20 protein-coding genes are annotated in these 25,739 nt (G+C 70.1%); 4 read left to right on the forward strand and 16 right to left on the reverse strand.

Annotated elements, in window-relative coordinates; genetic code table 11:
- Nucleotides 1-106 precede the first annotated feature (106 nt).
- Nucleotides 107-490, reverse strand: coding sequence for a GtrA family protein (locus QQA12_RS02210; RefSeq protein WP_182212925.1), 384 nt, complete (start codon nt 488-490; stop codon nt 107-109).
- A 248-nt stretch (nt 491-738) separates the two neighbouring features.
- Between QQA12_RS02210 and glmU the strand changes: the two genes are divergently transcribed.
- Nucleotides 739-2,106, forward strand: a complete 1,368-nt coding sequence (glmU, locus tag QQA12_RS02215) for a bifunctional UDP-N-acetylglucosamine diphosphorylase/glucosamine-1-phosphate N-acetyltransferase GlmU (RefSeq protein WP_226050474.1) — start codon at nt 739-741, stop codon at nt 2,104-2,106.
- A gap of 175 nt (nt 2,107-2,281) precedes the next feature.
- On the opposite strand, the gene QQA12_RS02220 is transcribed toward glmU, so the two are convergent.
- From QQA12_RS02220 to QQA12_RS02280, 13 genes are all read right to left on the reverse strand, one after another.
- On the reverse strand, nt 2,282-3,628 hold the full coding sequence (locus QQA12_RS02220; protein WP_082394262.1) for a HAMP domain-containing sensor histidine kinase: 1,347 nt from the start codon (nt 3,626-3,628) through the stop codon (nt 2,282-2,284).
- Nucleotides 3,629-3,638: 10 nt separating this feature from the next.
- Nucleotides 3,639-4,979, reverse strand: a complete 1,341-nt coding sequence (locus QQA12_RS02225) for a sigma-54 dependent transcriptional regulator (protein WP_056931088.1) — start codon at nt 4,977-4,979, stop codon at nt 3,639-3,641.
- 42 nt (nt 4,980-5,021) lie between these two features.
- Nucleotides 5,022-6,236 carry an FtsX-like permease family protein gene (locus QQA12_RS02230; protein ID WP_226050473.1) on the reverse strand — a complete coding sequence of 405 codons (1,215 nt, stop codon included), beginning with the start codon at nt 6,234-6,236 and terminating at the stop codon, nt 5,022-5,024.
- An 11-nt stretch (nt 6,237-6,247) separates the two neighbouring features.
- Entirely contained in the window at nt 6,248-7,582 is a 1,335-nt protein-coding gene (locus QQA12_RS02235; RefSeq protein WP_226050472.1) for an ABC transporter permease, read from the reverse strand.
- Complete coding sequence (locus QQA12_RS02240; RefSeq protein ID WP_056931091.1) at nt 7,579-8,061, reverse strand: nuclear transport factor 2 family protein; 483 nt, start codon at nt 8,059-8,061, stop codon at nt 7,579-7,581. The genes QQA12_RS02235 and QQA12_RS02240 overlap by 4 nt, the downstream gene beginning before the upstream one ends.
- A gap of 19 nt (nt 8,062-8,080) precedes the next feature.
- Nucleotides 8,081-9,298: an FtsX-like permease family protein gene (locus QQA12_RS02245; protein ID WP_226050471.1), complete on the reverse strand. Its 1,218-nt coding sequence runs from the start codon at nt 9,296-9,298 to the stop codon at nt 8,081-8,083.
- Between the two features lie 14 nt (nt 9,299-9,312).
- Nucleotides 9,313-10,626: an ABC transporter permease gene (locus tag QQA12_RS02250; protein WP_182212589.1), complete on the reverse strand. Its 1,314-nt coding sequence runs from the start codon at nt 10,624-10,626 to the stop codon at nt 9,313-9,315.
- A 90-nt stretch (nt 10,627-10,716) separates the two neighbouring features.
- Entirely contained in the window at nt 10,717-11,940 is a 1,224-nt protein-coding gene (locus tag QQA12_RS02255) for an FtsX-like permease family protein (protein ID WP_054662026.1), read from the reverse strand.
- A 93-nt stretch (nt 11,941-12,033) separates the two neighbouring features.
- The gene (locus QQA12_RS02260; protein WP_056931115.1) at nt 12,034-13,338 is read right to left on the reverse strand and encodes an ABC transporter permease; all 1,305 of its coding nucleotides are present in this window, start codon (nt 13,336-13,338) and stop codon (nt 12,034-12,036) included.
- Nucleotides 13,339-13,358: 20 nt separating this feature from the next.
- Nucleotides 13,359-14,576 (reverse strand): FtsX-like permease family protein, encoded by a 1,218-nt coding sequence (locus QQA12_RS02265; RefSeq protein ID WP_226050470.1) that lies wholly within the window; start codon nt 14,574-14,576, stop codon nt 13,359-13,361.
- Nucleotides 14,577-14,584: 8 nt separating this feature from the next.
- Entirely contained in the window at nt 14,585-15,907 is a 1,323-nt protein-coding gene (locus QQA12_RS02270) for an FtsX-like permease family protein (protein WP_226050610.1), read from the reverse strand.
- An 18-nt stretch (nt 15,908-15,925) separates the two neighbouring features.
- Complete coding sequence (locus QQA12_RS02275) at nt 15,926-16,648, reverse strand: ABC transporter ATP-binding protein (RefSeq protein ID WP_056931095.1); 723 nt, start codon at nt 16,646-16,648, stop codon at nt 15,926-15,928.
- Nucleotides 16,649-16,694: 46 nt separating this feature from the next.
- Nucleotides 16,695-17,963: an efflux RND transporter periplasmic adaptor subunit gene (locus tag QQA12_RS02280; protein WP_054662033.1), complete on the reverse strand. Its 1,269-nt coding sequence runs from the start codon at nt 17,961-17,963 to the stop codon at nt 16,695-16,697.
- A gap of 217 nt (nt 17,964-18,180) precedes the next feature.
- On the opposite strand from QQA12_RS02280, the gene glmS reads away from it, so the two are divergent.
- The gene (gene glmS, locus QQA12_RS02285) at nt 18,181-20,013 is read left to right on the forward strand and encodes a glutamine--fructose-6-phosphate transaminase (isomerizing) (RefSeq protein WP_182212588.1); all 1,833 of its coding nucleotides are present in this window, start codon (nt 18,181-18,183) and stop codon (nt 20,011-20,013) included.
- A 63-nt stretch (nt 20,014-20,076) separates the two neighbouring features.
- Here glmS and chrA read toward each other — a convergent pair whose 3' ends face one another.
- Together chrA and QQA12_RS02295 are read right to left on the reverse strand one after the other, a co-directional pair.
- The gene (gene chrA, locus QQA12_RS02290) at nt 20,077-21,303 is read right to left on the reverse strand and encodes a chromate efflux transporter (protein WP_226050469.1); all 1,227 of its coding nucleotides are present in this window, start codon (nt 21,301-21,303) and stop codon (nt 20,077-20,079) included.
- 202 nt (nt 21,304-21,505) lie between these two features.
- Complete coding sequence (locus QQA12_RS02295) at nt 21,506-23,701, reverse strand: winged helix-turn-helix domain-containing protein (protein ID WP_226050468.1); 2,196 nt, start codon at nt 23,699-23,701, stop codon at nt 21,506-21,508.
- Between the two features lie 414 nt (nt 23,702-24,115).
- On the opposite strand from QQA12_RS02295, the gene QQA12_RS02300 reads away from it, so the two are divergent.
- The gene (locus tag QQA12_RS02300) at nt 24,116-24,511 is read left to right on the forward strand and encodes a hypothetical protein (protein ID WP_056931100.1); all 396 of its coding nucleotides are present in this window, start codon (nt 24,116-24,118) and stop codon (nt 24,509-24,511) included.
- A gap of 261 nt (nt 24,512-24,772) precedes the next feature.
- Complete coding sequence (locus QQA12_RS02305; RefSeq protein WP_056931101.1) at nt 24,773-25,693, forward strand: AraC family transcriptional regulator; 921 nt, start codon at nt 24,773-24,775, stop codon at nt 25,691-25,693.
- Nucleotides 25,694-25,739: the final 46 nt, after the last annotated feature.

Consider the following 25,739-nt stretch of genomic DNA (forward strand, 5'->3'; position numbering starts at 1 on the left):
CCGGGCTTGCCCGGCGTTTTTCATTTGCGCGCCCCCTGCACCGGCAGCCGCGGGCACGCGCGACCGGCATGCCGTCGAAGCGCCCGCCTTGCCTGCGTGGGCCGGCTCAGCGGTAGACCACGTGGCGCAGCAGGAAGAAGTTCAGCACCGCCAGCCCGCCTTCCACCAGCGGCTTGGCCAGCCACGCCATCTGCAGCCCCAGCGTATCCGTGGTCCACGCCAGCAGCCCGCTGCTGGCGGCGGTCATCAGCAGCCACAGCGCGAGGAACCGGGCGAAGTGGCTCCACCCGTGGCGGCGTCCGTCGTCGCGCGGGAACGTGTAGCGGCCATTGAGCCAGAACCCCAGCAATGCGCCGCTGCCGCGCCCGAGCAGGTTGCCCGGCACAGGCGGCAGGCCGGCGGCGGTGGCCGCCACGAACACCAGCCAGTCCAGCAGCAGCTGCATCAGGCCGGCGGCGATATAGCGGCCGCCTTGTCGCAACAGGGTCATCAGGGTGAACGCGGACACGGAAAGACGCCCATGCTACCCGCTGGCGACGGCCGCGACGTCGGCAGCGGTTGCCCATCGCGATTGCAACGGCATCCATGCGGCGGGTCTCCCGCCGTGATCGTGCAGTGGCGGCGCAGGTCCGGCGCCTGCCTGCCTGCCACGCACATCCGGGACATGCCGCGCCATCGCGCTCGACGGCCTGACGGCGCATTCTTAGAATCCCAGCATCGATTACCGGAAATCCGCCGATGAGCCAACCGCTGCACGTCATCATCCTCGCCGCCGGCGCCGGCAAGCGCATGAAGTCGGCCCTGCCCAAGGTGCTGCAGCCGGTCGCGGGGCGGCCGATGCTGGCGCATGTGATCGAGACCGCGCGACAGCTGCAGCCTGCCGGCATCCACGTGGTGCATGGCCACGGCGGCGAGGCCGTGCGTGCCGCCTTCGCCGGCCAGGACGACCTGGCCTGGGCCGAGCAGGTGCAGCAGCTGGGCACCGGCCATGCCGTGCTGCAGGCGATGCCGGTCGTGCCGGACACCGCGCAGGTGCTGGTGCTGTACGGCGACGTGCCGCTGATCCGTGCCGATACCCTGCGTGCGCTGCTGCACGACGCGCCGCGGCTCGCGGTGCTGGTGGCCGAACTCGACGACCCCAGTGGCTACGGCCGCATCGTGCGCGATGCCGAAGGCAAGGTCGCGGCCATCGTCGAGCAGAAGGATGCCGACGACGAACACAAGCGCATCCGCACGGTGAACACCGGCATCATCACCGCCGAATCCACCGCGCTGCGGCGCTGGCTGTCCGGCCTGTCCAACGCCAACGCGCAGGGCGAGTACTACCTGACCGATGTGTTCGCCGCGGCTGCGGCCGAGTACACGCCGGCGCTGCTGGTGCACGTGGCCGACCCGCAGGAAGCCGAAGGCGCCAACGATCCCTGGCAGCTGGCCCAGCTCGAACGCGCCTGGCAGCTGCGCGCGGCGCGTGCGCTGTGCGAGCAGGGCGTGCGCCTCCTGGACCCGGCACGCCTGGACCAGCGCGGCACGGTCAAGGCCGGGCGCGACGTGCAGATCGATGCCAACGTGGTGCTGGAGGGTGAGGTCGAGCTGGGCGATGGCGTCACCATCGGCGCCTTCGTGCGGCTGAAGGACGTCCGCCTCGGCGCCGGCACCCAGGTGCGCCCGCACTGCGACCTGGAGGGCGTGGTCAGCGAGGGTGCCGCGCAGATCGGTCCGTTCGCGCGGCTGCGCCCCGGCACGGTGCTGGCCGACGGCGTGCACGTGGGCAACTTCGTGGAGACCAAGAACGCGACGCTGGGCAAGGGCAGCAAGGCCAATCACCTGACCTACCTGGGCGACGCGGTGATCGGCAGCGGCAGCAACATCGGCGCGGGCACCATCACCTGCAACTACGATGGCGTGAACAAGTTCCAGACCCGCATCGGCGACCGCGTGTTCGTCGGTTCCAACAGCGCGCTGATCGCACCGGTGTCGCTGGGCGACGGCGCCACCATCGCCGCCGGTTCGGTGGTCACCCGTGACGCGCCGGCGGACCGGTTGACGGTGGCGCGCAGCCGCCAGCAGACCATCGAAGGCTGGAAGCGTCCGCAGAAGAAGGTCTGATCGCCGCCACCGTGGCAGGGCGGTCGGCGCGCCGCGACCCGTCCCCCGGCATGCGCTGCGTGGCCCGGTGCCGCCGCGGTCGCCCGGCGTACCGGCAGGCGGGAAGCGGGCAGGGCGCCGATGACGGCGGTGGCGGACATCGAACCGCGCGCCCCGGCGTGGCGCCGCGCGCGGCTCAGCCGCTGGTGGGCAGCAGGAGGGTCACGCACAGGCCGCCGTCGTTGCGGTTCTGCAGCGAGATGCGGCCGTCATGCGCCTCGATGATCTCGCGGGTCAGCGCCAGGCCCAGGCCGGTGCCGTTGCGCTTGGTCGAATAGAACGGCATCAGCGCGTTCTGCAGCACCGCTTCGTTCATGCCGGTGCCGCGGTCCAGCACCTCGATGCGCAGCCAATGCGGCAACCGCGCCATCCTGACCTCGACCGTGTCGTCGGTCACGCCGTTGTCGCTGCTGGCCTCGTGCGCGTTCTTGAGCAGGTTGAGCAGCGCCTGCGAGAACTGCGCCGGATCGATGCGGCTGCACAGGTCATCGGGCGGCGGCACCATGCGAAACGGGATCTGCTGCTGCAGCCCGCGCAGGAACGGCGCCCACGCGATGGTCTGGAGTTGCGGCTGCGGCAGCTTGGCGAAGCGCGCGTAGCCACGGATGAAGCCCTCCAGGTGGCGTGCGCGCTCCTCGACCGTGCCGAAGATGTCTTCCAGCCGGTCGATGCGCCCGCGCCGCACCAGTTCGGCGCCGGAATGGGCGAGCGAGGCGATCGGCGCCAGCGAGTTGTTGAGCTCGTGGCTGATGACCCGGATGACCTTCTTCCAGGTCTGTACTTCCTGCCGCCGCAGCTCGGCGGTGAGCAGGCGCAGCAGCAGCAGGTCGTGCGGACGGCCGTTGAGGTGGAAGCTGCGGCGCGACAGGTGGTAGATCTGCTCGTCGTCCTCGTCGCCGTCGGCCTCGCGCACCGCGAACAGGCTGTCGCCGCCGCGGGCGATGGCGTTGCGCAGTTCCACCGGCATGTTCTCCAGCAGCTCGTGCATGCGCTTGCCTTCCAGCTTCCAGCCGCCGTGCAGCAGCTTGCGTGCGGAGATGTTGGAGAACGCCACGCGCTGGACGCCATCGCCGCCGTCGGCCAGCAACAGCATCGCCACCGGCGTGTTCTGCACCATGGTGTCGAGCAGCAGTTCGCGCTGCACCAGCGACTGGCGCTGTTCGCGCAGCACGTCGCCGAGTTCGGCATGCGCCTTCACCAGCTGCGCCAGCTCGTCGTCGCCGCGCCAGTGCACGCCGAAGTTGTATTCGCCGTCCCGGTAGCTGCTGGTGATGCCTGCCAGCGAGCGCAGCAGCGAACGGATCGGCGCGGTGGCGCGGCGCAGTGTCCACCACATCAGCGACAGCAGCAGCACCGTGGAAACCACGGTGACCACCCAGCCGCGGTCCATCCAGTAGGCCAGCAGCCACGGCAGCGCCGCGGCCAGCGCCAGCACCGGCAACAGGCGCAGGAACAGGCGGAAAGTGAAGGAGCGGGTTTTCAGCATGGGCGTGTCATTCGCGCGGAATGCCATGGCGGTCCATGCGCCGGTACAGCGCCTGGCGGCTCAGGCCCAGGTCCGCCGCGGCCTGGGCGATGACCCCGCCGGCACGTTCCAGGGCGCCGATGATGCGCGCGCGGTCCGGCTCGTCGGCCTGCGCGATGGGCCGTTGCGGCGCGCGCGGCAGGTTGAGGTCGGCCACTTCGATCCGCGGCCCCTGCGCGAGCAGGCAGGCGCGCTGGATCACGTTGCGCAGCTCGCGCACGTTGCCGGGCCAGGTGTGCCGCTGCAGCGCCTGTGCGGCCTGCGGCGAAAGCGGCTTGCCCTCGTCGCCGAGGAAGTGGCGGGCCAGCGGCAGGATGTCCTCGCGGCGCTCGGCCAGTGCCGGCAACGCCAGTTCCACCGTATTGAGGCGGTAATAGAGGTCCTCGCGGAAGCTGCCGTCGCGGATCATCGCCGGCAGGTCGGCGTTGGTGGCGCTGACCACGCGCACCTTCACCTGGCGCTCGCGGTTGGAACCCAGGCGCTCGAAGCGGCCGGTCTCGAGCACGCGCAGCAGCTTCATCTGCCCGGCCAGCGACAGGTTGCCGATCTCGTCCAGGAACAGGGTGCCGCCGTCGGCGGCCTCGAACTTGCCCTCGCGCGCCTTGTTGGCGCCGGTGTAGGCGCCGGCCTCGGCGCCGAACAGCTCGGCCTCGATCAGCTCGGCCGGGATCGCGCCGCAGTTGAGCGCGACGAACGCGCCGCCGCGCTTGCCGGAGTTGGCCTGGATGATCTCGGCGATCTTCTCCTTGCCGGCGCCGTTGGGGCCGGTGATCAGCACCGGCAGGTCCGAGCGCGCGACCTGGCAGGCCAGGCTGATCACGCGCTCGCTGGCCGGGTCGGCGAACACCACCCCGGCCAGGTCGTAGCGTTCGTGCAGGCTCTGGCGCTGCTTCAGCTCGCGCTGGCGGCGGCGGCTCAGTTCGCGGCGGGTCTCGGCCAGTTCCAGCAGGTTGTTGACCGTGGTCAGCAGGCGCCCATCGTCCCAGGGCTTGGCCAGGTAGTCGGCGGCACCGGCCTTGACCAGTTCCACCGCGCTGTCCAGGTGGGTCCAGGCGGTAAGCAGGATCACCGGCAGGTCCGGCCAGCTGTCGCGGATCTGCCGGAACAGCACCTGCCCCTCCTCGCCGGAGGTGGTGTCGGCGGTGAAGTTCATGTCCTGGATGACCAGGTCGAACTCCTGTTCGGCGAGCATCGCCAACCCCTGCTCGGGCGAGCACGCGTGGCGCGTCTCGATGTCGTGCAGCGAGAACAGCACGTCCAGCGCGGTGGCCACGGCGGCGTTGTCGTCGATGATCAGTATCTGCGGCATTCGGGGCCTTGCAGGAAAGAAAGGGTTGGGGAAGCGCCGGCCTTACACACTGCGGGCCGCGCTTGCAGGTGGCAGCCCCGCGGCGCGGTGCGCCGGACCGGCGACCGCCAGCTGCCCCAGCGCCAGCAGCAACACCGCCGCCGCCGGCAGGTAGGGTAACGGCAGCCGTGCCAGCTCGTAATGCTGCATCAGCCAGTGGTTGATGCCCAGTGCCAGGAGTAGCCCCAGCGCCAACCCCACACCGACCAGTACCAGGTTCTCAGCCAGGAAATGACGCAGGATCTGCCCGCGGGTGGCTCCCAGCGCGCGGCGTATGCCTATCTGGCGCGTCCGTTGCTGGATCCAGTAGCCACTCAGGCTGGCGATGCCGATCAGCGTGATCGTGGCGACCACCGCATTGACCGTGGACAGCAGCCAGACCGCGGCGCGGCGGGTACGCAGCCCGTCGTCCCGCAGGCGTTCGTAGTCGGCCACGACCGGCTCGATGCCCGGCACCAGTTGCCCGGCAAAGCTCTGTTCAAGCACCTGCGCCACCTGTGCACGCACCGCTTCGCGGTTCTCCGGAGCGGTACGCAGCACATAGCTGGCGATGGGCATGCCGGCAAGGATGCCGGGAATGATGACCGAGTATTCGGCTTTGCCGTCGTCAAGCTCCGACAACTGGTAGCGCATGAGGTGGGCGACGACGCCGACCACGGTGTAGCTGCCGGTGCCGTCGCCCGAGCTCAGCGTCGCACCGACGGGGTCGCCGTCCCCCAGAAGTTCCCGTGCGAGCGCTTCGGTGATGATGATCGGGGTGCGCATGTCGTTGGACATGTTGATGTCGCGGTACTCGGTGTCCAGGAAGTCGCGGCCCCGGGTCAGGCGCAGGCCGAAGGTATCCAGCAGGCGCTCACCGATGTAGCCGGTGGTCGTCAGTGTCGGGCCGCCGGCAGACTTGAGGTCGAACGTCAGGGTCAGGGTCTGGCGCATTGGTACGCCCGACGCGGCGCTGGCGGCGTGTACGCCGGGAATGGATGCAAGTGCATCGCGGCCGGCGCGGACCTGCGCAGGTGTCCAGGGGGCGCCGCGGCTGACCACCTGGTCGACGATCACCAGTTCGTCTCCGGCCAGTCCATCGTCGACCAGCAGCGGGGCCGCTTGCTGGCCGAGCAGGAACAGCGTGTTGCAGAGAATCGCGCAGGCCACCATGACCTGCAGCGCGATCAGGCGTGGCATCAGCGGGTTGCGACGCAGCGCGGACAACAGAGGGAACATGCCGGTCCTCCTTAGAGCGTCTTGACCTGCAGCGCCGGCTCCTGCCGGGCCGCGCGCACCGCAGGCAGCAGTCCCACCAGCAGGCCGGTGAGCAGTGCCAGGGCCAGCAGGACGATGAACAGTGCGGGACTGAAGCGCGCCAGTGGCGCGTACGCCTCTCCTTGTTGGCGCATCAGCCACAGGCCCGCCAGTGTCAGCGGCAGGGCGCATACGCCACCCAGCAGCCCGGCCAGGCCGGCTTCCACCAGGCAGGCGGCGATGATCGAGCGGCGTGGCGCACCGAGTACGCGGCGCACGCCGTGCTCGCCGGCACGCCGCAGGAAGCGCGCAGCCAGCAGCCCGGCGACGTTGACCAGGCACAGCATCAGCAGGCCGGCAGCAAGCCACAGGTTCAGGCGCACGCTATCGGGTACCACGCGATTGAAGCGCAGCCATTCGGCCATTGGCCGCAGATTCGTGTACGCAGCGCGTTCAAAGGCACCGCTGGCACGACGCTGCGCCGCGAATGCCTGCAGGCTGTGGACGTATGCCTCGCGTTGTGCGTCGTCCTGCAGCTCGGCCCACAGCACCAGCCAACGGCAGTTGCCGACGTTGATCTCGTCGAAGCGGAAGCCGTCGAAGCCACCGCCATCGCATTGCCGGGTGCTGGTTATCTCCGCCCCCGCTTCAACCGCGGCCATCGCGGGCACGAAGATCTCGTCGCCGTCCCCCTTCCAGCCGGGATCGTTGCCGGGCAGGAAGTGCGGCCGCGGGCGTGGCGCCCAGCGCTCGCTGATTCCGATCACCCGGAACGTATGGCGGCCAAGTCGAATGGCGGCGCCGGTGCCGTCCTCGCGGCCGAGCAGCCGCAGGCTCAACGCGCGGCTGATCACCACCACCGGCGCGCGCGCCTGTTCCTCGGCCGGGGTCCAGGTACGGCCGTGGCGCAGGGGCACCCCGAACATCTGCAGCATCGGTCCCACTGCCAGTACCGCCGATGCCGTGCGGGTGTTGCTGCCGTCGGCATTGGCCACCGACAGCGGAGCGGTCAGCAGCCCCGCCTGGCGGATATCTGCCCGCTGGCTGCGCATGGCCTGCACGTCGTCCAGTTTCCATAACGGCGGCACGCCTGCGCCAGTGCCGTCGGTGCTGTCGTCCTCGCCGCTGCGGGGCGCCGGTCGCGAATCGGCCCAGGCGATGTGCAGCTTGTGACTGATGCCGGGCAGCGGATCGGCCGACAGCACCGACAACAGGGTCAGCATGGTCATCACCGACGCCAGTCCCAGCGCCAGGGTCAGGATCGCCAGCAGCATTGTCCGCGGATGCCGCAGGCAGCCGCGCATGCCGGTCTCCAGCGTGTAGTTCATGGTTGCGCGGCAGGCGGGTGGGCCGCGCGGTGGCCATAGCTCAGCACGCGGGTGATCGACCACCGGCCATCGTGCAGGTGCCAGAGCATGACGAAGTCGGCCAGCCCCTCGCACGTGCCGCTGGCGGTGTCGCAGAAGCGGTGGCTGCCCTGGGCGATGGCGCCGAAGTCCTTGATCGGGAAAACCTGCAGGCTGCCGTCGATCAGTTCGCGGGTGTAGCGGCCGCAGGCGTGCCTGCGGGTGTTGTCGAGCATGGCCTCGCGGGTCCAGGTGACGCCGCCGGTGTCGTGGTAGAACTCGACCGCCGGGTCGAAGTAACCGGCGTGCCGCTCCAGCTGCGCCGGATCCTGGCAACGGTTGAAGCTGTCGAACACGGCGTGGTCCAGCGCGGCGATGGTGGTGGCCAGGTCGTCGTCCGCCAGCGCCGGAGCGGCGGGCGCCGCCAGCAGCAGGGGCAACAGGTACAGCAGGGGTTTCATGGTGGTTCTCCTGCGCCGGTCAGGCGCTGCGGGTGGCGACGGCGGGCGGGATTGCCGCGGCGCGGCGCGCCGGGCCGAACACGGCGACCTGGCCCAGCAGCCACAGCACCAGCGCGCTGGCCGGGATGTAGGCCAGCGGCAGGCGCGGCAGCTCGTACTGGCGCATCAGGGTGAGGTTCAAGGTGTAGGCCAGCAGCACGCCCAGCAGGATGCCGGTGCTGGTGAGCACGAAGTTCTCGGCCTGGAAGTAGCGCAGGATCTGGGTGCGGGTGGCGCCCAGCGCGCGGCGGATGCCGATCTGGCGGGTGCGCTGCTGTACCCAGAAGCTTGCCAGGCCGACGATGCCGAAGGCGGTGACCGCCAGCAGCGCGACGCACACGCTCACCAGCAGCCAGATCACCGCGCGGTCGCGGCTGTAGAAATCACGGCGCATCTCGCTGACCGTTGTCCGGGTGTCGATGATCCGGTTCGGATCGGCGCGGTCGAGCGCGGCCACCGCGGCCTTCAGCACCTCGTCGCGGCGCGCCGGATCGGTGCGCAGCACATAGCCGCCGTTGGACACCCACAACGGGAAGATCATGGTGTGGAAGCTGTCCTCGAACATGCGCCCGCGCCCGGGCGCGATCAGCCGGTCGACCACGCCGACCACGCGGCTGGGCGCATCGCCCCATACGTAGATGTCCTGGCCGACCGCGCTCCGCCCGGGGAACAGCCGCGCCGCCAGCGCGCGGCTCAGAAGCACGGCGGGCACCTGCGGCGTCTGGCCCGGTACGTCCAGGGCGTCCTGGCCCTGGTACTCGTCCGGGTTGAAGCCGCGGCCCTCGACCACGCGCAGGCCCAGGGTGGGCAGCAGGCGGCCATCGTCCATGTAATTGGAGGCGGTGAGGATGGCGTCGGCCTGGCCCGGGCGCAGGTTGATGCCCGATGCCCAGACATTGTCGCCGTAGGGCAGCTGGTTGACGCTGGTGACCGAGCGGACCCCGGGCACGGCGGACAGGGTGGCGGTGTCCTCGCGCCGCATCGCATCGCGGTTGCGGTCCGGTTGCAGGCTGCTGACGCTGAGGTAGACCAGCTCGTCCTCGACGATGCCGCTGTCGCGGCGCATCTCCCCGGTGCGGTGGCCGATCACGAAGATCGCGTTGCAGATGATCGCGCAGCTCAATGCGATCTCCAGCACGATCAGCGCCGCGGCGGTCTTGTGCCGCATCAGGATCGAGAGGATGGGACGGATTTCCATGGGTCTTGCTCTCCCTATTGGCTCTTGAGCTGCAGCGCCGGCGGCACCTGCATCGCGCGCCACGCCGGCAACAGGCCGGCAAGCAGGCTGGCGCCCAGCGCCAGGGCGACGGTCAGCAGCAACGTGGCGGTGTCCATCTGCGCCAGCCGCGCGTAATCGTCCGGCTGCTGGCGGATCAGCCACAGACCCAGCGCGGCGAAGCCCAGGCCGAGCAGTCCGCCGGCCAGGCCGATGGCGCCGGCCTCGGCCAGGCATTGGCGGAAGATGTCGCCACGCGCGGCGCCGAGTGCCCGGCGCACGCCGATCTCGCCGCTGCGGCGCAGGAACTTGGCCAGCAGCAGGCCGACGGTGTTGAGCAGGCACACCAGCAGGAAGCCGAACGCCAGCCACATCTGCATGCGTACGTCGTTGGGTACCACGCGGTTGTAGTCGAGCCAGCCCATGACGTCGTCCAGGCGCACGTTGGCCGGGCGCTCGAAACGGCCGGCGGCGCGCTGCTGGTCCGAATAGTCGGCCAGGTACTTGCGGTAGTCGGCGGCCTGTCCGGGCGATTCCAGTTCCACCCAGTACTGTATCCAGGCACACGGTGCGTTGAGTCCGCGCGCACCTTCCGCGTCCGTGTTGCTGTTGCCCCAGCAGTTCATGCTGCCCTGGGTCGGCAGGCGCATGTCGCGCGAGGTGGAGAACGGCAGGAACAGCTGCTCGCCGCCACCGAAGCGGCGGTTGCTCAGGTCGTAGAAGCGCGGGTTGAGCGTCCACTCGTCCATCACCCCGATGACGCGCAGCACGCCCTGCGACAGGTGGATCTCGCGTCCGACCGGATCGGCGTCGCCGAACAGCTTCCCGGCCAGTTTGGAGCCGATCACCGCAACCCGCGCGCGGGCACCGTCATCGTCCGCGCTCCACCCGCGGCCGGCGCGCAGCGGCGCGTTGAACATGGTGAAGAAATCGGCCGAGGTGTAGCGCGACGAGGCGCGGAAGGGCTGCGCCGCGGTGCCTTCGGGCAGGATGGTCACCGAGCCGGCGCTCATCATCGCCTGGCGCACGCCGCGCTTCTGCCGCAGCAGTTCCTCGGCGTCGAAGCGGGTCAGCTGGTCCATCGGCTCCGGGTCCAGGCTGACGTCGCGGCCGAGCGTGCGTGGCTCCAGCCGCGGGTAGAACAGGCGCGTGCTCTTTTCCGGTATCGGGTCGCCGGACAGCACCTTGTACAGCGTGAGCGTGGTCATCGCCGCGCCGATGCCGATGCCGATCGTCACCACCATCAGGGTGGTCAGCACCTTGTTGCGGCCAAAGCTCCGCAGCGCGAGCTGCAGGTAGTAACCGAGCATGTAGGCTCCTGTATCGCGGTATTGCCAGGGGGCTGGATGTGCCGGGGCGGGGCGTCCGTCCCCTGCCCGTGCGGGCAGGGACGTCCGTGATCAGGTGCTGCGGGTGGCGACGGCCGGCGGGATCGCCGCGGCGCGGCGCGCCGGGCCGAACACCGCCAGCTGGCCCAGCAGCCACAGCGCGGCGGCACCGACCGGCAGGTACAGCAGCGGCAGGCGCGGCAGTTCGTAGCGCCCCATCAGCCACTGGTTCAGCAGGTAGGCCAGCAGCATGCCGACGATGATGCCGATCGTGGCCAGCAGGAAGTTCTCGGTCTGGAAGTAGCGCAGGATCTGGCCCTTGGTCGCGCCGAGCGCGCGGCGGATGCCGATCTGCTTGGTGCGCTGCTGTACCCAGAAGCTGGCCAGGCCGACGATGCCCAGTGCGGTCACCAGCAGCAGCAGGGCGCTGACGATCAGCAGCAGGCCGATCATGTCGCGGTCGTTGGCGAAGTAGCTGGCGCGGCCCTCTTCGTAGGTCTGCTTGCGCCAGACCAGGCGGTTGGGATCGTTCTTGTCCAGCGCGGCCAGTGCCTGTTCGAGCACTTCGGCGCGGCGTGCCGGGTCGCTGACCCGGATCAGGTAGCGGCCGCCGTTGGAGAAGTTCATGCGGATCGGGAAGATCACCGAGAACGTGCGGTTGCCACCCATCATGTTCGGCCGCAGCAGGGTGTCGACCACGCCGACGATGGTCAGCGGGATGTTGGCCATGTACACGGTTTTCCCGATCGCGTCGCCTTCCGGGAACATCTTGTCGGCGGCGGCCTTGCTCAGGATGATGGCCGAGGACAGGTTGCTGACGTCCTCGATCTTGCTCAGCTCGTCGTTGCTCTTGTATTCGTCGGCGTTGAAGTCGCGGCCGGCGACCAGCTTCAGCCCCATGGACGCCAGCGCGCCTTCGCTGAACATGTACTGGGTGGCACTGAGAGTGGGGACTTCCTGCTCGGCACTGAGCGAGAGCGAGGTGTTCCAGCTGCCGTTCTGGAACGGCAGCTGGTTGGTGATGGCCACGCGTTCGACGCCGGCGATGGCGCGCAGCGACGCCAGGTCCTCGGCGGTACGGGCATCGGCGTCGGTCTGCTGGCCGATGCCGCTCAGGGCGATCTCGACCAGGCGGTCATCGTCCATGCCACTGGCCAGGTTCAGCGTCTCCAGGCGCTGGGTGACGATGAACAGTGCGTTGCAGATGATGGCGCAGCTCAGCGCGATCTCCAGCACGATCAGCGCAGCCGCCATCTTGTGGCGCGCCAGCGTGGAGAGGATGGGGCGGATTTCCATGGGGTTCTCCGGAAGCGGAAGAAAAAAACGAGGGGTGGGAAGCGGGCGGAGAGCCGGTCGGACCTGCTCGCCACCCCTCCAGTCGTTCCAGCCTTACTGGCTCTTGAGCTGCAGCGCCGGGGTCACCTGCATCGCCCGCCATGCCGGCAGGAGGCCGGCGAGCAGGCTGGCGAAGATGGCCATGGCGAAGGTCAGCAGCAGCATCGAGCCGTCCAGGTGCGCCAGCGACGCGTACTCGGCCGGGCGCTGCCGCACCGCCCACAGTCCGGCAAGCGCGAACAGTAGGCCGAGCAGGCCGCCGGCCAGGCCGACGGTGCCGGCTTCGACCAGGCACTGCTTGAAGATTTCGCCGCGGCTGGCGCCGAGCGCCCGGCGCACGCCGATCTCGCCGCTGCGGCGCAGGAACTTGGCCAGCAGCAGGCCCACGGTGTTGACCAGGCACACCAGCAGGAAGCCGAACGCCAGCCACATCTGCAGGCGCACGTCGCCGGGCACCACGCCGCGGTAGTCCATCCACTGCATCACGTTGCGCAGGCGGGTATTGGCCGGGCGCTCGAAGCGGCCGGCGGCGCGCTGCTGGTCGGAGTAGTTGTCCAGGTAGGTCTTGAACGTGCCGGCATCACCGGCCGAATCCAGTTCCACCCAGTACTGGATCCAGGCGCAGGGCACGTTCAGCGCGGTGGCGTCGTTGACGATCTCGCGGCCGAAGCAGTTCATGTTGCCGCTGCGGTCCAGCTTCAGGTCGCGCGAGGTGGAGAACGGCAGCAGCACTTCTTCCTTGCGGTCGTACTTGCCGACGAACACGTCGTAGAACAGCGGCTGCGGCGACCAGGTGTCGAGCACGCCGACGATGCGCAGCGGATGGCCTTCGAACAGCACCTCGCGGCCGACGCTGTTCCCGCCCTTGAACAGCTTCTCGTTGAGGTTGCGACTGATCACCGCCACCCGGGCGTGGCCGCTGTCCTCGGCGCCGCTCCAGCCCTGTCCGTACAGGAACGGCGTGTCAAACATGGGGAAGAAATCGGCGGAAGTGTAACGCGCGCTCACGCTGAACGGCTTGAGCGCATCCACGCGCGGATCGACGATGCCGTCGCCGCCGGTCATCATCGCCTGCCGCGGGGCCTTCTTCTGCCGCAGCAGTTCCTCGGCATCGAAGCGGGTCAGCTGCTGCTCCGGCTCTTCGCCCGGCTTGTAGCCTTCCTTGGTGTAGGGATCGAGCTGCACATAGAACAGGCGCTCGCTCTTGTGCGGGATGGGGTCGCCGGACAGCACCTTGAACACGGTCAGGGTGGTCATCGCCGCGCCGATGCCGAGCGCGATGGCCAGTACCATCAACGCGGTGAGCACCTTGTTGCGACGGAAGCTGCGCAGCGCCAGTTTGAAGTAGTAGGCGAACATGGACGGGTCCTTGCGGGCGGTCACTGACCGCGGGTGGCGACGATGGGCGGAACGGTGGCGGCGCGCAGTGCCGGGCCGATGACGGCTGCCTGGCCGAGCGCGAACAGGGCAATGGCGCCGAGCGGCAGGTACAGCAGCGGCAGCCGCGCGGTCTCGAAGTAGTGCATCAGCACCTGGTTGCCGGCATAGGCCAGCAGCATGCCCAGCACGATGCCGGCGGCGCTCAGCAGCAGGTTTTCGGTCTGGAAGTAGGCCACCACCTGGCGCCGGGTGGCGCCGAGCGCGCGGCGGATGCCGATCTGCTTGGTGCGCTGCTGCACCCAGAAGCTGGCCAGGCCGACGATGCCCAGCGCGGTGACCAGCAGCATCGCCAGGCACACGCCCAGCAGCAGCCGGGTCATGGCGCGGTCCTGGGTGAAATAGCGGTGGCGCAGTTCGGCCAGGGTGGTGCTGTACTCGCGGTTGAGGATGGCTTCGGGCACCAGGGTCGGCGCGGCGGCCACCGCGGTCTGCACGATCCCGGGCAGGTCGCGCGGATCGGCACGCACCACGTAGGTGCCGCTCTGCGCATCGGTGGCCACCGGCACGATCACCGACCACTGCGCCGCGGCGATGCCGCCTTCGCTGCGGCCGGGATTGGGCACCGCGAAGTGGTCGACGATGCCGGCCACGGTCAGGTGGAAGGTGCTCATCCAGAACTCACGGCCGAGCGGATTCTCGCCGGGCCACAGGTGCTCGGCGAAATCGCGGGTGATCCACACCTGCGCGTTGGCCGGCAGGAAGTTCTCGACCGGCTGGTAGTCGGCGGCGGTGAAGGCACGGCCCTGCACCGGCACCAGCCCCAGCGCCCGGATCGCGCCGGGGTCGAAGGTGTAGAAGTGCGGCACGCCGCCGAAGCGCTTGCCTTCCGGGTCCAGGGTGACGCCGGCGGCGCCGGCGCGCTGCGCGAACGGCAGGCTGTTGACCACGCCGGCGGCCTCCACGCCCGGCTGGCGGCGCAGCAGGTCGAGCCAGCGGCCGTTGATATCGGCGGGGTTGCAGCCTTCGCAGTCGTTCAGCGACAGCGTGGCCAGCGACGCTTCGTCCACGCCGCTGTCCAGGCCGATCAGGTCGATGCGCGACACCGCCATGAACAGGGCGTTGCACAGCACCGCGCAGGCCAGGGCGATCTCGAGCGTGATCAGCAGCGCCGAGACGCGGTGCCGGGTCAGGGTCGCCAGGATGGGTTTGATGTCCATGCTCATGCTCACAGCGACTTGACCTGCAGGGCGGGATCGATCCGGCTGGCGCGCAGCGCCGGCAGCACGCCGGCAAGCAGCGTGGCGGCCACGGCCAGGGCGAAGGTGAGGGCCAGCATCGGCAGGTCCAGGTGCACCATGTCGGCGTACTCCAGCGGTTGCTGGCGCACGTTCCACAGCCCCAGCAGGGTCAGGCCCAGCCCGGCCAGGCCACCGGCCAGGCCGATCAGCGCCGCTTCGACCAGGCACTGCATGAACACCATGCTGCGGGTGGCGCCCAGCGCGCGCAGCACGCCGATCTCGCCACTGCGGCGCAGGAACTTGGCCAGCAGCAGGCCGATGGTGTTGAACAGGCAGATGCCGAGGAAGGCCAGCGCCAGCCACGACTGCAGGCGCGCATCGCGCGGCACCGCGCCGTTGTAGTCCAGCCACTGCATCAGGCTCGGCAGGCGCACGTTGTCGGTCTGGCGGATGCGGCCCAGCTCGTGCTGCTGGCGCACGTAGCCGTCCATGAACTGGCGGTAGCCGGCGACCTTGGCGCTATCGTCCAGCTGCACCCACAGCTGCAGCCACACGCAGGGCGAGTTCTCCAGGTGGCCCGGGCGCTCGGGCAGCGCCCAGCAGGTGAACTGGCGGAAGTTGCCGGCGTTGAGCTGCAGGCCGGTGAAGAACGGCACCATCACGTCCTCGGGCTTGGCGTAGTACGACGCGGTGTCGCCCTGGGCGAAGCGGCCGCCGGCCACCGTGTAGAACTGCGGCGACGGCCGCCACGGTGCGAGCACGCCGACGATGCGCACGTCGCTGCCGCGGATGCGCAGCATCTTCCCGGTGCTGTCGGTGCCGCCGAACAGGTGCTGGTTGAGGTCCCAGGAGATCACCGCCACGCGCGCGCGGCGTTCGTCGTCCTCGGCCGACCAGCCGCTGCCCCAGGCCATCGGCACCTGGAACATCGGGAAGAAATCGGCGGTGGTGGAAAGCATGGTCGCCATGCTCGCCGGCTCGCCGCTGTCCGGTGCCTGCAGCTTGACCGGACTGTCCACCACCAGTGCCTGGCGGTCGGCCCTGGCGGCGCGCCACAGGTCCACGGCCGTGGTGTAGTCGAGCATGTCCAGCGGGTTGGGACGCGGTTCCTCGCTGGGCGTCGCATCGATCTGCGGGTAGTAGATGTGCTGGCTGCGCCCGGGCAGCGGATCACCGGAAAGCAGGTGCCGCACGGTCAGGGTCGTCATCGCCGCGCCGATGCCCATGGCGATGGACAGCACCATCAGCCCGGTGAGCACCGGCGTGCGGCGAAGGCTGCGCAGGCCCTGTCCGAGGTAGTAGGGGAGCAGCGACAGCATGTCCGTGCCTCAGTCCTGGATGGCCGTTTCGACCGCGGCCACGGCGCGGCCCAGCGACGGTTCGCGCAGCAGGTCGGTGGCCTGGCCGTCGACGATGTGCACGTTGCGCTGCGCGCGCGCGGCCAGTTCCGGATCGTGGGTCACCATGACGATGGTGGTGCCCTGGCTGTTGATCTCCTCCAGCAGCTCCATGACGCCGCGCGCCATCTGCGTGTCGAGGTTGCCGGTCGGTTCGTCGGCCAGCAGCAGGCGCGGGCTGCCGGCCAGGGCGCGGGCGATGGCGGCGCGCTGCTGCTGGCCGCCGGACAGTTCGGCCGGGTAGTGCTTCATGCGCGAGCCCAGGCCGACGCTGCTCAGCGCCTTCTCGATGCGCTCGCGGCGCTCGGCCGACGGCATGCCGCGGTAGCGCAGCGGCACGTCGACGTTGTCGAACAGGTTCAGGTCGGGGATCAGGTTGAAGCCCTGGAAGATGAAGCCGATCTTCTGGTTGCGCAGGCGCGAGCGGGCGTCGTCGCCCAGGTGGCTGACGTCCTGGCCGTCGAGCAGGTACTTGCCGCTGGTGAAGGTCTCCAGCAGGCCGGCGATGTTGAGGAAGGTGGTCTTGCCCGAGCCGGACGGGCCGGTGACGGCGACGAACTCGCCTTCGCGCACGTGCAGATCGAGCGAGCGCAACGCGTGGGTTTCGACCTGTTCGGTGCGGAAGACCTTGGAGACGGATTGCATCTGGAGCATGGGAAGTTCCTGCGCTGGGAAGGGAATGCGTGAAAGGGCGGGGGAATCAGTTGATGGAAACGCGTTCGGCCTCGCCGAACAGGTCGGTACCGGAAACGACGACCTTCTCGCCCGGCTGCAGGCCGGAGACGATCTCGACCTCGCCCAGGCTGCTGACGCCGAACTGCACCGGGCGGCGGCTGGCGGTGCTGCCGCTGACCACCCAGGCGTAGCGGCCGCCGGACTGCTCGACGAACGGGCCGCGCTCGACCTTGACCACGTTCTTGCGGGTGTCGAGCAGGATGCGCGCGCTCATGCGCTGGCTCTGGCGCAGGCCTTCGGGCTGCTTGTCGGAGAAGCGGATGCGGGCCACGACCTCGCCGTTGACCACTTCCGGCGAGACCGCGGAGATCTCGCCCGGGAACGGCTGGCCGGAGCCGCTGGTGAGCTGGGCCGGCATGCCGATCGCCAGATCGCGGGCGAAGCTCTCGGGCACCTTGATCTCGATCTCGAAGCGCGACAGGTCGACCACGCCCAGGATCGGCGCGTTGGCCGCGACCTGGGTGTGCTGTGTGGCCTGCACCTGGCCGACCTGGCCATCGAACGGCGCGCGCAGGGTGAGTGCGTCGACCTGCCGCTGCACTTCGTCCACCACCGCCTGCTGGCGGTTGGCGAGCAGGCGCTTGTTGCGCGCGTCCAGGTCCGCGCCCTGGCTCTGCAGCGCGGCATCGCTGCGCGCGTGCTGCAGGGTGATCTCGGCCTTCTTCAGGTCGTCCTGCGCCTTGGCCAGGTTGACCTGCGGCACCGCGCCGCCGTCGAAACCGCGCTGGTAGCGCTCCAGGTCGCGGGCGGCGGCCTGGCGGTCGATGGCGGCCTGGTCGGTGACCTTGCTGGCGGTGGCGCGGGCCAGGGTGGCGTCGAGCGCGGCGCGCCCGGCCTCGGCTTCCAGGCCGGCCAGGGTGGCCTGTTCCTGCGCCAGCTTGCTGCGCAGTTCCGGGCTGTCGATCACCGCCAGCTCCTGGCCCTGCTTGACCACGTCGCCGGCCACCACCTTCAGGGTCACGGTGCCGGCGGAGATCGCGTACAGCACCGGGCTGTTGGCGGCGATCACGCGGCCGTCGGCGGCGATGTCGCGTACCAGGTCGCCGCGGCCGACGGTGGCGATGCGCAGGCGCGCGCCATCGAACGAGCGCGAGCCGCCCAGCCAGCCCTTGGCGACGAAGCCGATGCCCGCCAGCACCACGACCGTGGCCACGGCCGGCCACAGCCAGCGGCGCCACTGCGGCTGGGAGCGCTGGGAGATTGTCTGGTCCTGTGCGGAGGTGTCGCGGATCATCGTCGGCTTCGCTGGAAGAGTTGGTATCCGTTAAGCAGGTCCCGTGCCAACACCCATGTGCATGAAAAACAACAATTAATTTCCGTGCGAAGTAGTGTCCGGGTGTCCGCGGACACCGGCGCGGACAGTGTCCGCGGGCGCGTGTCCGGCAGTTGTCCCGTGGATGTCCGAAGCAGCTGACCTAGAATGTCCGCCTGTGATTCCAGGCGGGTGGACTATGTGCGGCATTGTGGGAGCGATCGCGGATCGCGACGTGGTACCGGTACTGATCGAAGGACTGAAGCGGCTGGAGTACCGGGGCTACGATTCGTCCGGCATCGCCGTGCTCGATGACCGTGATATCCACCGCGTGCGCCGGACCGGCCGCGTGGCCGAGATGGAAAGGGCGGCGGCGGCCGAAGGCTTCAGCGCGACGCTGGGCATCGGCCACACCCGCTGGGCCACCCATGGCGGCGTCACCGAATCCAACGCCCACCCGCACATCAGCCACGGCGTGGCGCTGGTGCACAACGGCATCATCGAGAACCACGAGGCCCAGCGCGAGCGCCTGCGTGCGCTGGGCTACACGTTCGAGTCGCAGACCGATACCGAGGTCATCGCGCACCTGATCCACCACCACCTGCAGGCCGACCATGACGACCTGCTGGGTGCCCTGCAACGGGCGGTGAAGGAGTTGACCGGTGCGTATGCGCTGGCGGTGATCAGCCGCAAGGAGCCGGAGCGGATGGTGGTCGCGCGCATGGGCTGCCCGTTGCTGGTGGGCCTGGGCGAGGGCGAGAACTTCGTCGCTTCGGACGTGTCGGCGGTGCTCCAGGCGACCCGCCGGGTGATGTTCCTGGAAGAGGGCGACACCGCCGAGCTGACCCGCGCCGGGGTGCGCGTGTTCGGCCCCGACGACATGCCGGTGCGGCGCGAGGAGCACCTGTCCGACGTGTCGCTGGCATCGCTGGAGCTGGGCCCCTACCGCCACTTCATGCAGAAGGAAATCCACGAGCAGCCGCGCGCGCTGGGCGACACCATCGAGGCCGCCATCGACGCCGGCGGTTTCCCCGCCACGCTGTTCGGCCGCAACGCCGGAACGGTGCTGGCGGGCATCGAGGGCGTTCAGATCCTCGCCTGCGGCACCAGCTATTACGCGGCGCTGACCGCACGCTACTGGATCGAGGCCATCGCCGGGCTGCCGTGCAGCGTGGAGATCGCCAGCGAGTACCGCTACCGCGCCGCCTACGCCAACCCGAAGCACCTGGTGGTGACCATTTCGCAGTCCGGCGAAACCCTGGACACGATGGAGGCGCTGAAGTACGCCAAGTCGCTGGGGCACGTGCACACGCTGTCGATCTGCAACGTGCCCGAGAGCGCGATCCCGCGCGCCAGCGAACTGGTCTGCTATACCCGTGCCGGTGCCGAGATCGGCGTGGCCTCGACCAAGGCCTTCACCACCCAGCTGGCGGCACTGTTCCAGCTGGCGGTGGTGCTGGGCCGGCTGCACGGCCGGGTCGATGCCGCGCAGGAAGCCGACTACCTGGAGCAGCTGCGGCACCTGCCGGGCAGCGTGCAGCACGTGCTGAACCTGGAGCCGCAGATCGTCGCCTGGGCCGAGCGCTTCGCCGGCAAGGCCAACGCGCTGTTCCTCGGCCGCGGCCTGCACTACCCGATCGCGCTGGAAGGCGCGCTCAAGCTCAAGGAAATCTCCTACATCCATGCCGAGGCGTACCCGGCCGGCGAGCTCAAGCACGGGCCGCTGGCACTGGTGGACGCGGAGATGCCGGTGGTGGTGATCGCCCCCAACGACAGCCTGCTGGAGAAAGTGAAATCCAACATGCAGGAAGTGCGCGCGCGTGGCGGCGAGCTGTTCGTGTTCGCCGACCAGGACAGCAACTTCACCGCCTCCGACGGCGTGCACGTGATCCGCACCCCGCGCAACGCCGGCGTGCTCAGTCCGGTGGTGCACACCATCCCGGTGCAGCTGCTGGCCTACCACACCGCCCTGGCGCGCGGCACCGACGTGGACAAGCCGCGCAACCTGGCCAAGAGCGTCACCGTGGAATAAGCGCGGCCGGGTGCCCGGCGACGCGGTGGCCGCGGCGGAACCCCGCCTGCGGCCACCAGGCGGTTACAGGCTCAGCATCGCGCCCGCGACGCCGCAGCCGGTCACCACCAGCCACGGCGGCAGTTTCCACAGCGCCAGTGCGGCCAGGGCGGCCAGCGCCAGCGCGATATCCCGCGGCGCATGGATGGCGCTGGTCCACACCGGGTCGTAGAGCGCGGCCAGCAGCAGGCCGACCACCGCCGCGTTGATGCCGCTCAGCGCGGCGCGCATGCGTGCGTTGCCGCGCAGCCGGTTCCAGAACGGCAGCGCGCCTGCTACCAGCAGGAAGGACGGGGCGAAGATCGCCAGCAGGCACAGCACGCCGCCGCTCCAGCCCGACGGTGGCGCCTGCACGGACGCGCCGAGGAAGGCCGCGAACGCGAACAGCGGCCCGGGCATCGCCTGCGCCGCGCCGTAGCCGGCGAGGAAGGCGTCGTTGTCGACCCAGCCCGGTGCTACCACCGCCGCCTGCAGCAGCGGCAGCACCACGTGGCCGCCGCCGAACACCAGTGCGCCGGCGCGGAAGAACGCGCTGGCCTCGGCGACGGCCTGGCCGGGCAGCAGCGCGGCGAGCAGTGGCAACGTCCCCAGCAGGACGAAGAACAGCGCCAGCCACAGCGCACCGGCGCCACGCCCCACGGGAATCGTCCACGCGCCGGATCCGCACGCCCGTGTCGGCCTGAACAGCAGCACCCCGGCCAGCGCGGCGCCGGCGATCAGGCCCGGCTGCACCCAGGCCGAAGGGACGCGCAGGGCGATCGCGGCCGCCGCCAGCACGAGCGCCGCCCATGCACCGCCGGCGTACAGGTTCCGGCCCATGTTCCAGACCGCCTGCGCCACCACCGCGACCGCCACGATCTTGAGCCCGTGCAGTACGCCGGAGGGAATCACCCCCGGATATCCGGCCAGGAACCGCGCGAGGACGATCAGGGCGATGGCCGACGGCAGGGTGAAACCGGCCCAGGCGGCGAACGCACCACGGTACCCGCAACGCGACAGGCCCAGCGCCATGCCCACCTGGCTGCTGGCCGGCCCCGGCAGGAACTGGCACAGCGCCACGAGGTCGGCGTAGCCGCGCGGGTCCAGCCAGCGCCGTCGGGTCACGAACTCGGCGTGGAAGTAACCCAGGTGCGCGACCGGCCCGCCGAATGCGGTCAGGCCCAGGCGCAGGAACACCAGGAACACGCCCCAGGCGCTTTCGCGGGCATCGGCGGCCGGGTTGCCGCCTGGCGTGCTGGCTTCAGGCGCCATGGCGGTTCCGCGGCGACGCCGTTGTGCTGGCGGTGCGGCGCCGATGCGACGGGGGCCGGCAGGTGGCGGCGGCGGGACCGGTGGCGGGCATGGCGGGGCGCGTTGGCAAGGCGGTGCCCGACCTTAGCGCAGGCAGGTGACAGGCGTGTCCGCCGAACTCCCCCGCCCACCGGCCGGTCCGCCCTGCGGCGGTCGCATGCCGCTAGCGTGCGGTCGTGGCCCACGCCTGCAGCGAGGTCCAGCCGACGTCGATGTCGTGCTCCAGCGGCAATGACGCGTACAACCAGCGACCCTCGCCATCGACGCTGCTGGAACCGGCCAGCGTGGCCTGCGCGGCGATCAGGCAGCGCCGCGTGCCGCCCACCGGATGCTTGTCGCCGAGCGGCAGCCAGGCGGTCCTGCAGCCATCGACCGGCCCGCTGTAGTACGGCGTTCCGGCGACGATGCTCCACTCGCGGTAATGGGCCGCGTCCGGGAGACGGCTGTCGTACTGGACGACCGACTGCAGCTGCAGGTCGGCGCACCACAGGCCGGTCCGCGCCGGCCGGGTGAAGCAGACCCGGCGCCCGACCGGGTCATGGCGGGCGACGGCCACGTCGTCCAGCGAAGCGATGCGGCGCCAGTCCGGCAGCGAATAGAGCAGCAGCTGCAGGCGGCCCTTGCCCGCGTCGGTGCCCACCAGCAGGCGGTCGGCGCGGTCGGTGTAGGCAGCGAAGGCCGGCGACGGCGCCGGTACCGGCAGCGGCTTCACCGTGTCGCTGCCGACCTCGACCTCGAACAGGCGGTCGCCGCCGTCACCGCGGCCGATCACCAGCAGCCTGCGGCCGTCGCCGGACCATACCGGCGGATGGCGCGGTACCGGCACCAGGCCCGCGACCGCGCGCAGCGTCTGCGGATGCGCCGGCTGGCCGATCCACAGCTGCGCGTGCAGGCTGCGGTCGGAAACGAAGGCCAGGGTGCTGCCGTCGGCCGAGATGCCGGGGGTGAGGTCCACGCCGCTGGACGCGAACACCGGCTCGCCGCCGCCGCTGCCGTCGGTGCGGAAGCGGAACATGCCGCTGCGCAGGCGGTCGATCTCGAACACCATCGACCAATGCCTGGCGGCGATGTCGGGGTAGGTCGGGTTGCCGCCGGCCAGTACCGGCAACGGCACCGGCGCGCCGCCGGCCAGGTCGACGCGGAACAGCCGGACTTCATCCTTGACCAGGCTGAAGACGAGACCGCTGCTGTCGGGCAGCCAGCTCCAGCCGCGGATGTCGCCGCGCAGGGAGGTGACGCGGCGTGGCGTGCCGCCGGCCGCGGGCATGAGCCACAGGTCGGCCAGCGTGGTGCCGCGGCGGAAGCCGAGCCAGCGGCCATCGGGCGAGTGGCGTGGCAGCGAGTCGATGGCGTCGCGGTCGACGTCGTAGGCCAGCGCGTGCCAGCGTGCGCTGGCCAGGTCGAGCCGGTGCAGGGCGCTGCCGTTGTCCGCGCGCATGCCGCCGGCCACCAGCGCGCTGCCATCGGGCGTCCAGTCGAACGGCTGCGTGTCGCGGCCCGCGCAGGGGCCGGCCACGCGTGCGTTGCCGCCGTCGGCCGCGGCCAGCATGAAGTGGCAGCCGTGGCTGGACCTGCGCACGAACCCGATCTGGCGGCCATCGCGCGACCATGCCGGCAGGCTGTCCTGTTCCCCGCCGGCGGGGAAGGTGAACGGCTGCGCGCTGGCCTGCGACGTGCGCTGGAGGTACAGGCGTTGCCCGCCAGCGGGCGGATCCTGGCGTGCGAACACCAGTTGCGTGCCATCCGGCGACAGGCGCGGCGCGGTTTCCTGCTCGGGCGAGGAAACGATGGCGCGGTACTGCAGCGACGCTTCGCGCGCGGGGCCCGCCGCTGCCGCAGGTACGGCGTTGCGTGCGAACCGTGCAGGCAGCACCAGCGCCGCCGCCAACAGGAGGACTGCCGCGGCCAGCGGCCACCATCGCCGCCATCCGCGCCGGACGACGGCAGCTGCTGCCGGCGCGCGGTCCGCCGCGGCCACAGGGGCATCCACGGTGGCGTCGGGCGTCGGGTCGGCGATCGCGGCCGGAGCCGCCAGCCAGGCATGCGCCGCCAGCAGGCGGTAGCCGCCCCTGGCGATGGTCTCGATGTAGCGCGGGGCGCCGCGATCGTCGCCGAACGCCTTGCGCAGCAGGGCGATGGCCTGGGTCAGCACGTCGTCGGTGGGCAGCGTATCGGGCCATACGCGCGCCAGCAGCGTTTCGCGGCTCACCACCTTGCCGGCTTCATCCACGAGTACGCGCAACACCTGCAGCGATTTGCGGGTCACCCGCCGCGATCCACCGTCGATGCGCGAGACCACGGTGCGTCGGTCCAGATCGATGTCGTGGTCGCCCACACGCAGGATCGCATTCGCGGGCATCCGCGCTCGCGCCGCGTTGCCGGTATCACCTACGCCACTCACTGCCTGCTCTTCCATTCTGCCGGTCTGCCCGTGTGCAGGCTTGGCCAGCATGCCCCGCCCTGATCATGGAGATGGCGCGCAGCGCACATGCGGCAAGCGGCCCGCATCCATCCGATGCGATGCCGCGCCGCGGCGCCGGTTCCATCACGGCCCGAGGATGCTGTCGCCAGCGGCGCAGCGGCATGTGCCTTTGGTCAGGTCGCGCGCATGCGTTCAGCCAGGCGATGTCTTTGCACTGCGCCACGTGCGCCCGTGGCCGCATTGTTTGCATGCCTTGGCGTCATCCCCGGCCCTTGGTCATCGCGACTTAAAGCAGATTCGGCGGCGGTGCGCGCTGTCTAGCCTTGCATCCGTGCCCATGCCGGGCACGGCATGAAGAAGGAAAGCACCATGTACCGATATCTGATGATCGTCCTGGGCCTGGCCGCGTCCGCCGCCATGCTGCCGGCGGACGCGTTGGCGGCTGGCAAGCAGGGTGACGCCGCGCCCCCGTCCTGCGTCACCCTGTCCGGCCAGTACAAGGCCGCGCGTGCGGGCGGCGAGGGCATGGTCATCGCCGATGAAGGCACGTATCTCCGCCTCGACTTCGGTCGCTACTGCGACGCGATGATGAGGAGCTCCAGCATCGTGATCGCCACCGATGGCCGTGAGAACGTGGTCTGCAGCCAGGGCAGCGTGGTCAGCAACCGGACCGGGCGCTGCGCGGTCCAGAAAATGCAAGCCATCGACGAGGCCGAGTACAGGCGCCACGCACGTCGGCGCAACTGATCCCGCACTGCTTGCCGGACGCGCAGGCCCGCACCGTTCTGGTGCGGGCCTGCGCGTTCGTGTGTCCGCCGCGGACGCCGGAAGCGGAATCCATCCAGCACCGGCGCGGGTGTCCGCGGTGTCCGCCTGTCCGCCATGCGGACGCACTGTCTGCCGGCCCGCCAGCGAAACCCCCGGATTTCGGAAAGATTTCGGCCACATTTCCGGCATTTCAGGGCGCGAACGCGCAAACAGATGACCAGTTCCTAGAAAGGAGTGGTCATGCAGGTGCAAGTGCAGGTGATGTGGCTCGACCGCGGTGATACGCGGCAACTGGAGCGTGGAGGCGATGCCGACGTGCCGTTGCTGGCGACGCTCGCGCGCGGCGCCAGCCTCGCGCTCGGCGGTGCCGAGGCGTCGTTCTGGCTGGTGCTCAGGGGTGGCCTGGACATCGTCGCGCGTGTCGGGACATTCCGGCTCGACGCCGGCCAGTGGATCCACTTCGACCGCGGCGCCCACCCGCTGCTGCACGCCGGCGAGCGCACCATCGCCGTCGGGCTGGTGCTGCCGGCCGCCCTGCAGATGCAGTTGCTGCGCTCGCCGCAGCTGGCGCTGTTCCCGGGCCGCGGCACCGTACCGGCGCTGGCGCGGCGGTTGCTGGCGCGTCGCTGGCATGCGGTGCTGGGGCGGCCGGCCCGGGGCATGCAGGCCACGCTTGCCGACCGCTGGCAGGTGGAGCGGCTGCTGCGCGCGCTGGCCGGGCTGCAGCAGGGCCAGCAGGCGCTGATCGCGCGTTGCCCGGGGCGTTCGCTGTCGCACCGGCGCCAGGTCTATGCACGCATGCAGCGCGCGCTGCAGTACATCGAAGGGCATACCCACCGGGTGGTCAGGATCGGCGAGCTGGCCGAACTCAGCAGCATGTCGGTCTGGTACTTCACCAAGACCTTCCGCGCGGTCTACGGCGAATGCCCACAGGCCACGTCGGTGCGGCTGCGGCTGGCCAGCAGCGCGCGCCTGATCCGCGATACGTCGCTGTCCATCACCGAGGTGGGAGCGGCCAGCGGCTTCGAGAACAACTGCAGCTTCTCGCGTGCGTTCCGCACCCGTTTCGGCGTGTCGCCGTCGCTGTACCGCAGTGGCGCTCGGGCGCTGTCGACAGACCCTGCAAACCCAATGGACAGGGCATGCGGCGCAGTGGCGTGAGCGGCTTATTAACGTCGTGTGGCGTTAACGCCTCACTAACATCACC

The sequence above is a fragment of the Stenotrophomonas sp. 17(2023) genome (genome assembly GCF_030345315.1).
Taxonomy (GTDB): domain Bacteria; phylum Pseudomonadota; class Gammaproteobacteria; order Xanthomonadales; family Xanthomonadaceae; genus Stenotrophomonas; species Stenotrophomonas acidaminiphila.

Excerpts from the sequence above, each read along its gene's own strand:
- QQA12_RS02305 (WP_056931101.1), top strand. The coding sequence starts at position 24,773 with ATGCAGGTGCAAGTGCAGGTGATGTGGCTCGACCGCGGTGATACGCGG.
- QQA12_RS02250 (WP_182212589.1), bottom strand. The coding sequence starts at position 10,626 with ATGCTCGGTTACTACCTGCAGCTCGCGCTGCGGAGCTTTGGCCGCAAC.
- QQA12_RS02280 (WP_054662033.1), bottom strand. The coding sequence starts at position 17,963 with ATGATCCGCGACACCTCCGCACAGGACCAGACAATCTCCCAGCGCTCC.
- chrA (WP_226050469.1), bottom strand. The coding sequence starts at position 21,303 with ATGGCGCCTGAAGCCAGCACGCCAGGCGGCAACCCGGCCGCCGATGCC.
- QQA12_RS02295 (WP_226050468.1), bottom strand. The coding sequence starts at position 23,701 with ATGCCCGCGAATGCGATCCTGCGTGTGGGCGACCACGACATCGATCTG.
- QQA12_RS02265 (WP_226050470.1), bottom strand. The coding sequence starts at position 14,576 with ATGGACATCAAACCCATCCTGGCGACCCTGACCCGGCACCGCGTCTCG.
- glmS (WP_182212588.1), top strand. The coding sequence starts at position 18,181 with ATGTGCGGCATTGTGGGAGCGATCGCGGATCGCGACGTGGTACCGGTA.
- QQA12_RS02240 (WP_056931091.1), bottom strand. The coding sequence starts at position 8,061 with ATGAAACCCCTGCTGTACCTGTTGCCCCTGCTGCTGGCGGCGCCCGCC.
- QQA12_RS02275 (WP_056931095.1), bottom strand. The coding sequence starts at position 16,648 with ATGCTCCAGATGCAATCCGTCTCCAAGGTCTTCCGCACCGAACAGGTC.
- QQA12_RS02210 (WP_182212925.1), bottom strand. The coding sequence starts at position 490 with ATGACCCTGTTGCGACAAGGCGGCCGCTATATCGCCGCCGGCCTGATG.
- QQA12_RS02225 (WP_056931088.1), bottom strand. The coding sequence starts at position 4,979 with ATGCCGCAGATACTGATCATCGACGACAACGCCGCCGTGGCCACCGCG.
- QQA12_RS02255 (WP_054662026.1), bottom strand. The coding sequence starts at position 11,940 with ATGGAAATCCGCCCCATCCTCTCCACGCTGGCGCGCCACAAGATGGCG.
- QQA12_RS02235 (WP_226050472.1), bottom strand. The coding sequence starts at position 7,582 with ATGAACTACACGCTGGAGACCGGCATGCGCGGCTGCCTGCGGCATCCG.
- glmU (WP_226050474.1), top strand. The coding sequence starts at position 739 with ATGAGCCAACCGCTGCACGTCATCATCCTCGCCGCCGGCGCCGGCAAG.
- QQA12_RS02230 (WP_226050473.1), bottom strand. The coding sequence starts at position 6,236 with ATGTTCCCTCTGTTGTCCGCGCTGCGTCGCAACCCGCTGATGCCACGC.
- QQA12_RS02260 (WP_056931115.1), bottom strand. The coding sequence starts at position 13,338 with ATGTTCGCCTACTACTTCAAACTGGCGCTGCGCAGCTTCCGTCGCAAC.
- QQA12_RS02300 (WP_056931100.1), top strand. The coding sequence starts at position 24,116 with ATGAAGAAGGAAAGCACCATGTACCGATATCTGATGATCGTCCTGGGC.
- QQA12_RS02245 (WP_226050471.1), bottom strand. The coding sequence starts at position 9,298 with ATGGAAATCCGTCCCATCCTCTCGATCCTGATGCGGCACAAGACCGCC.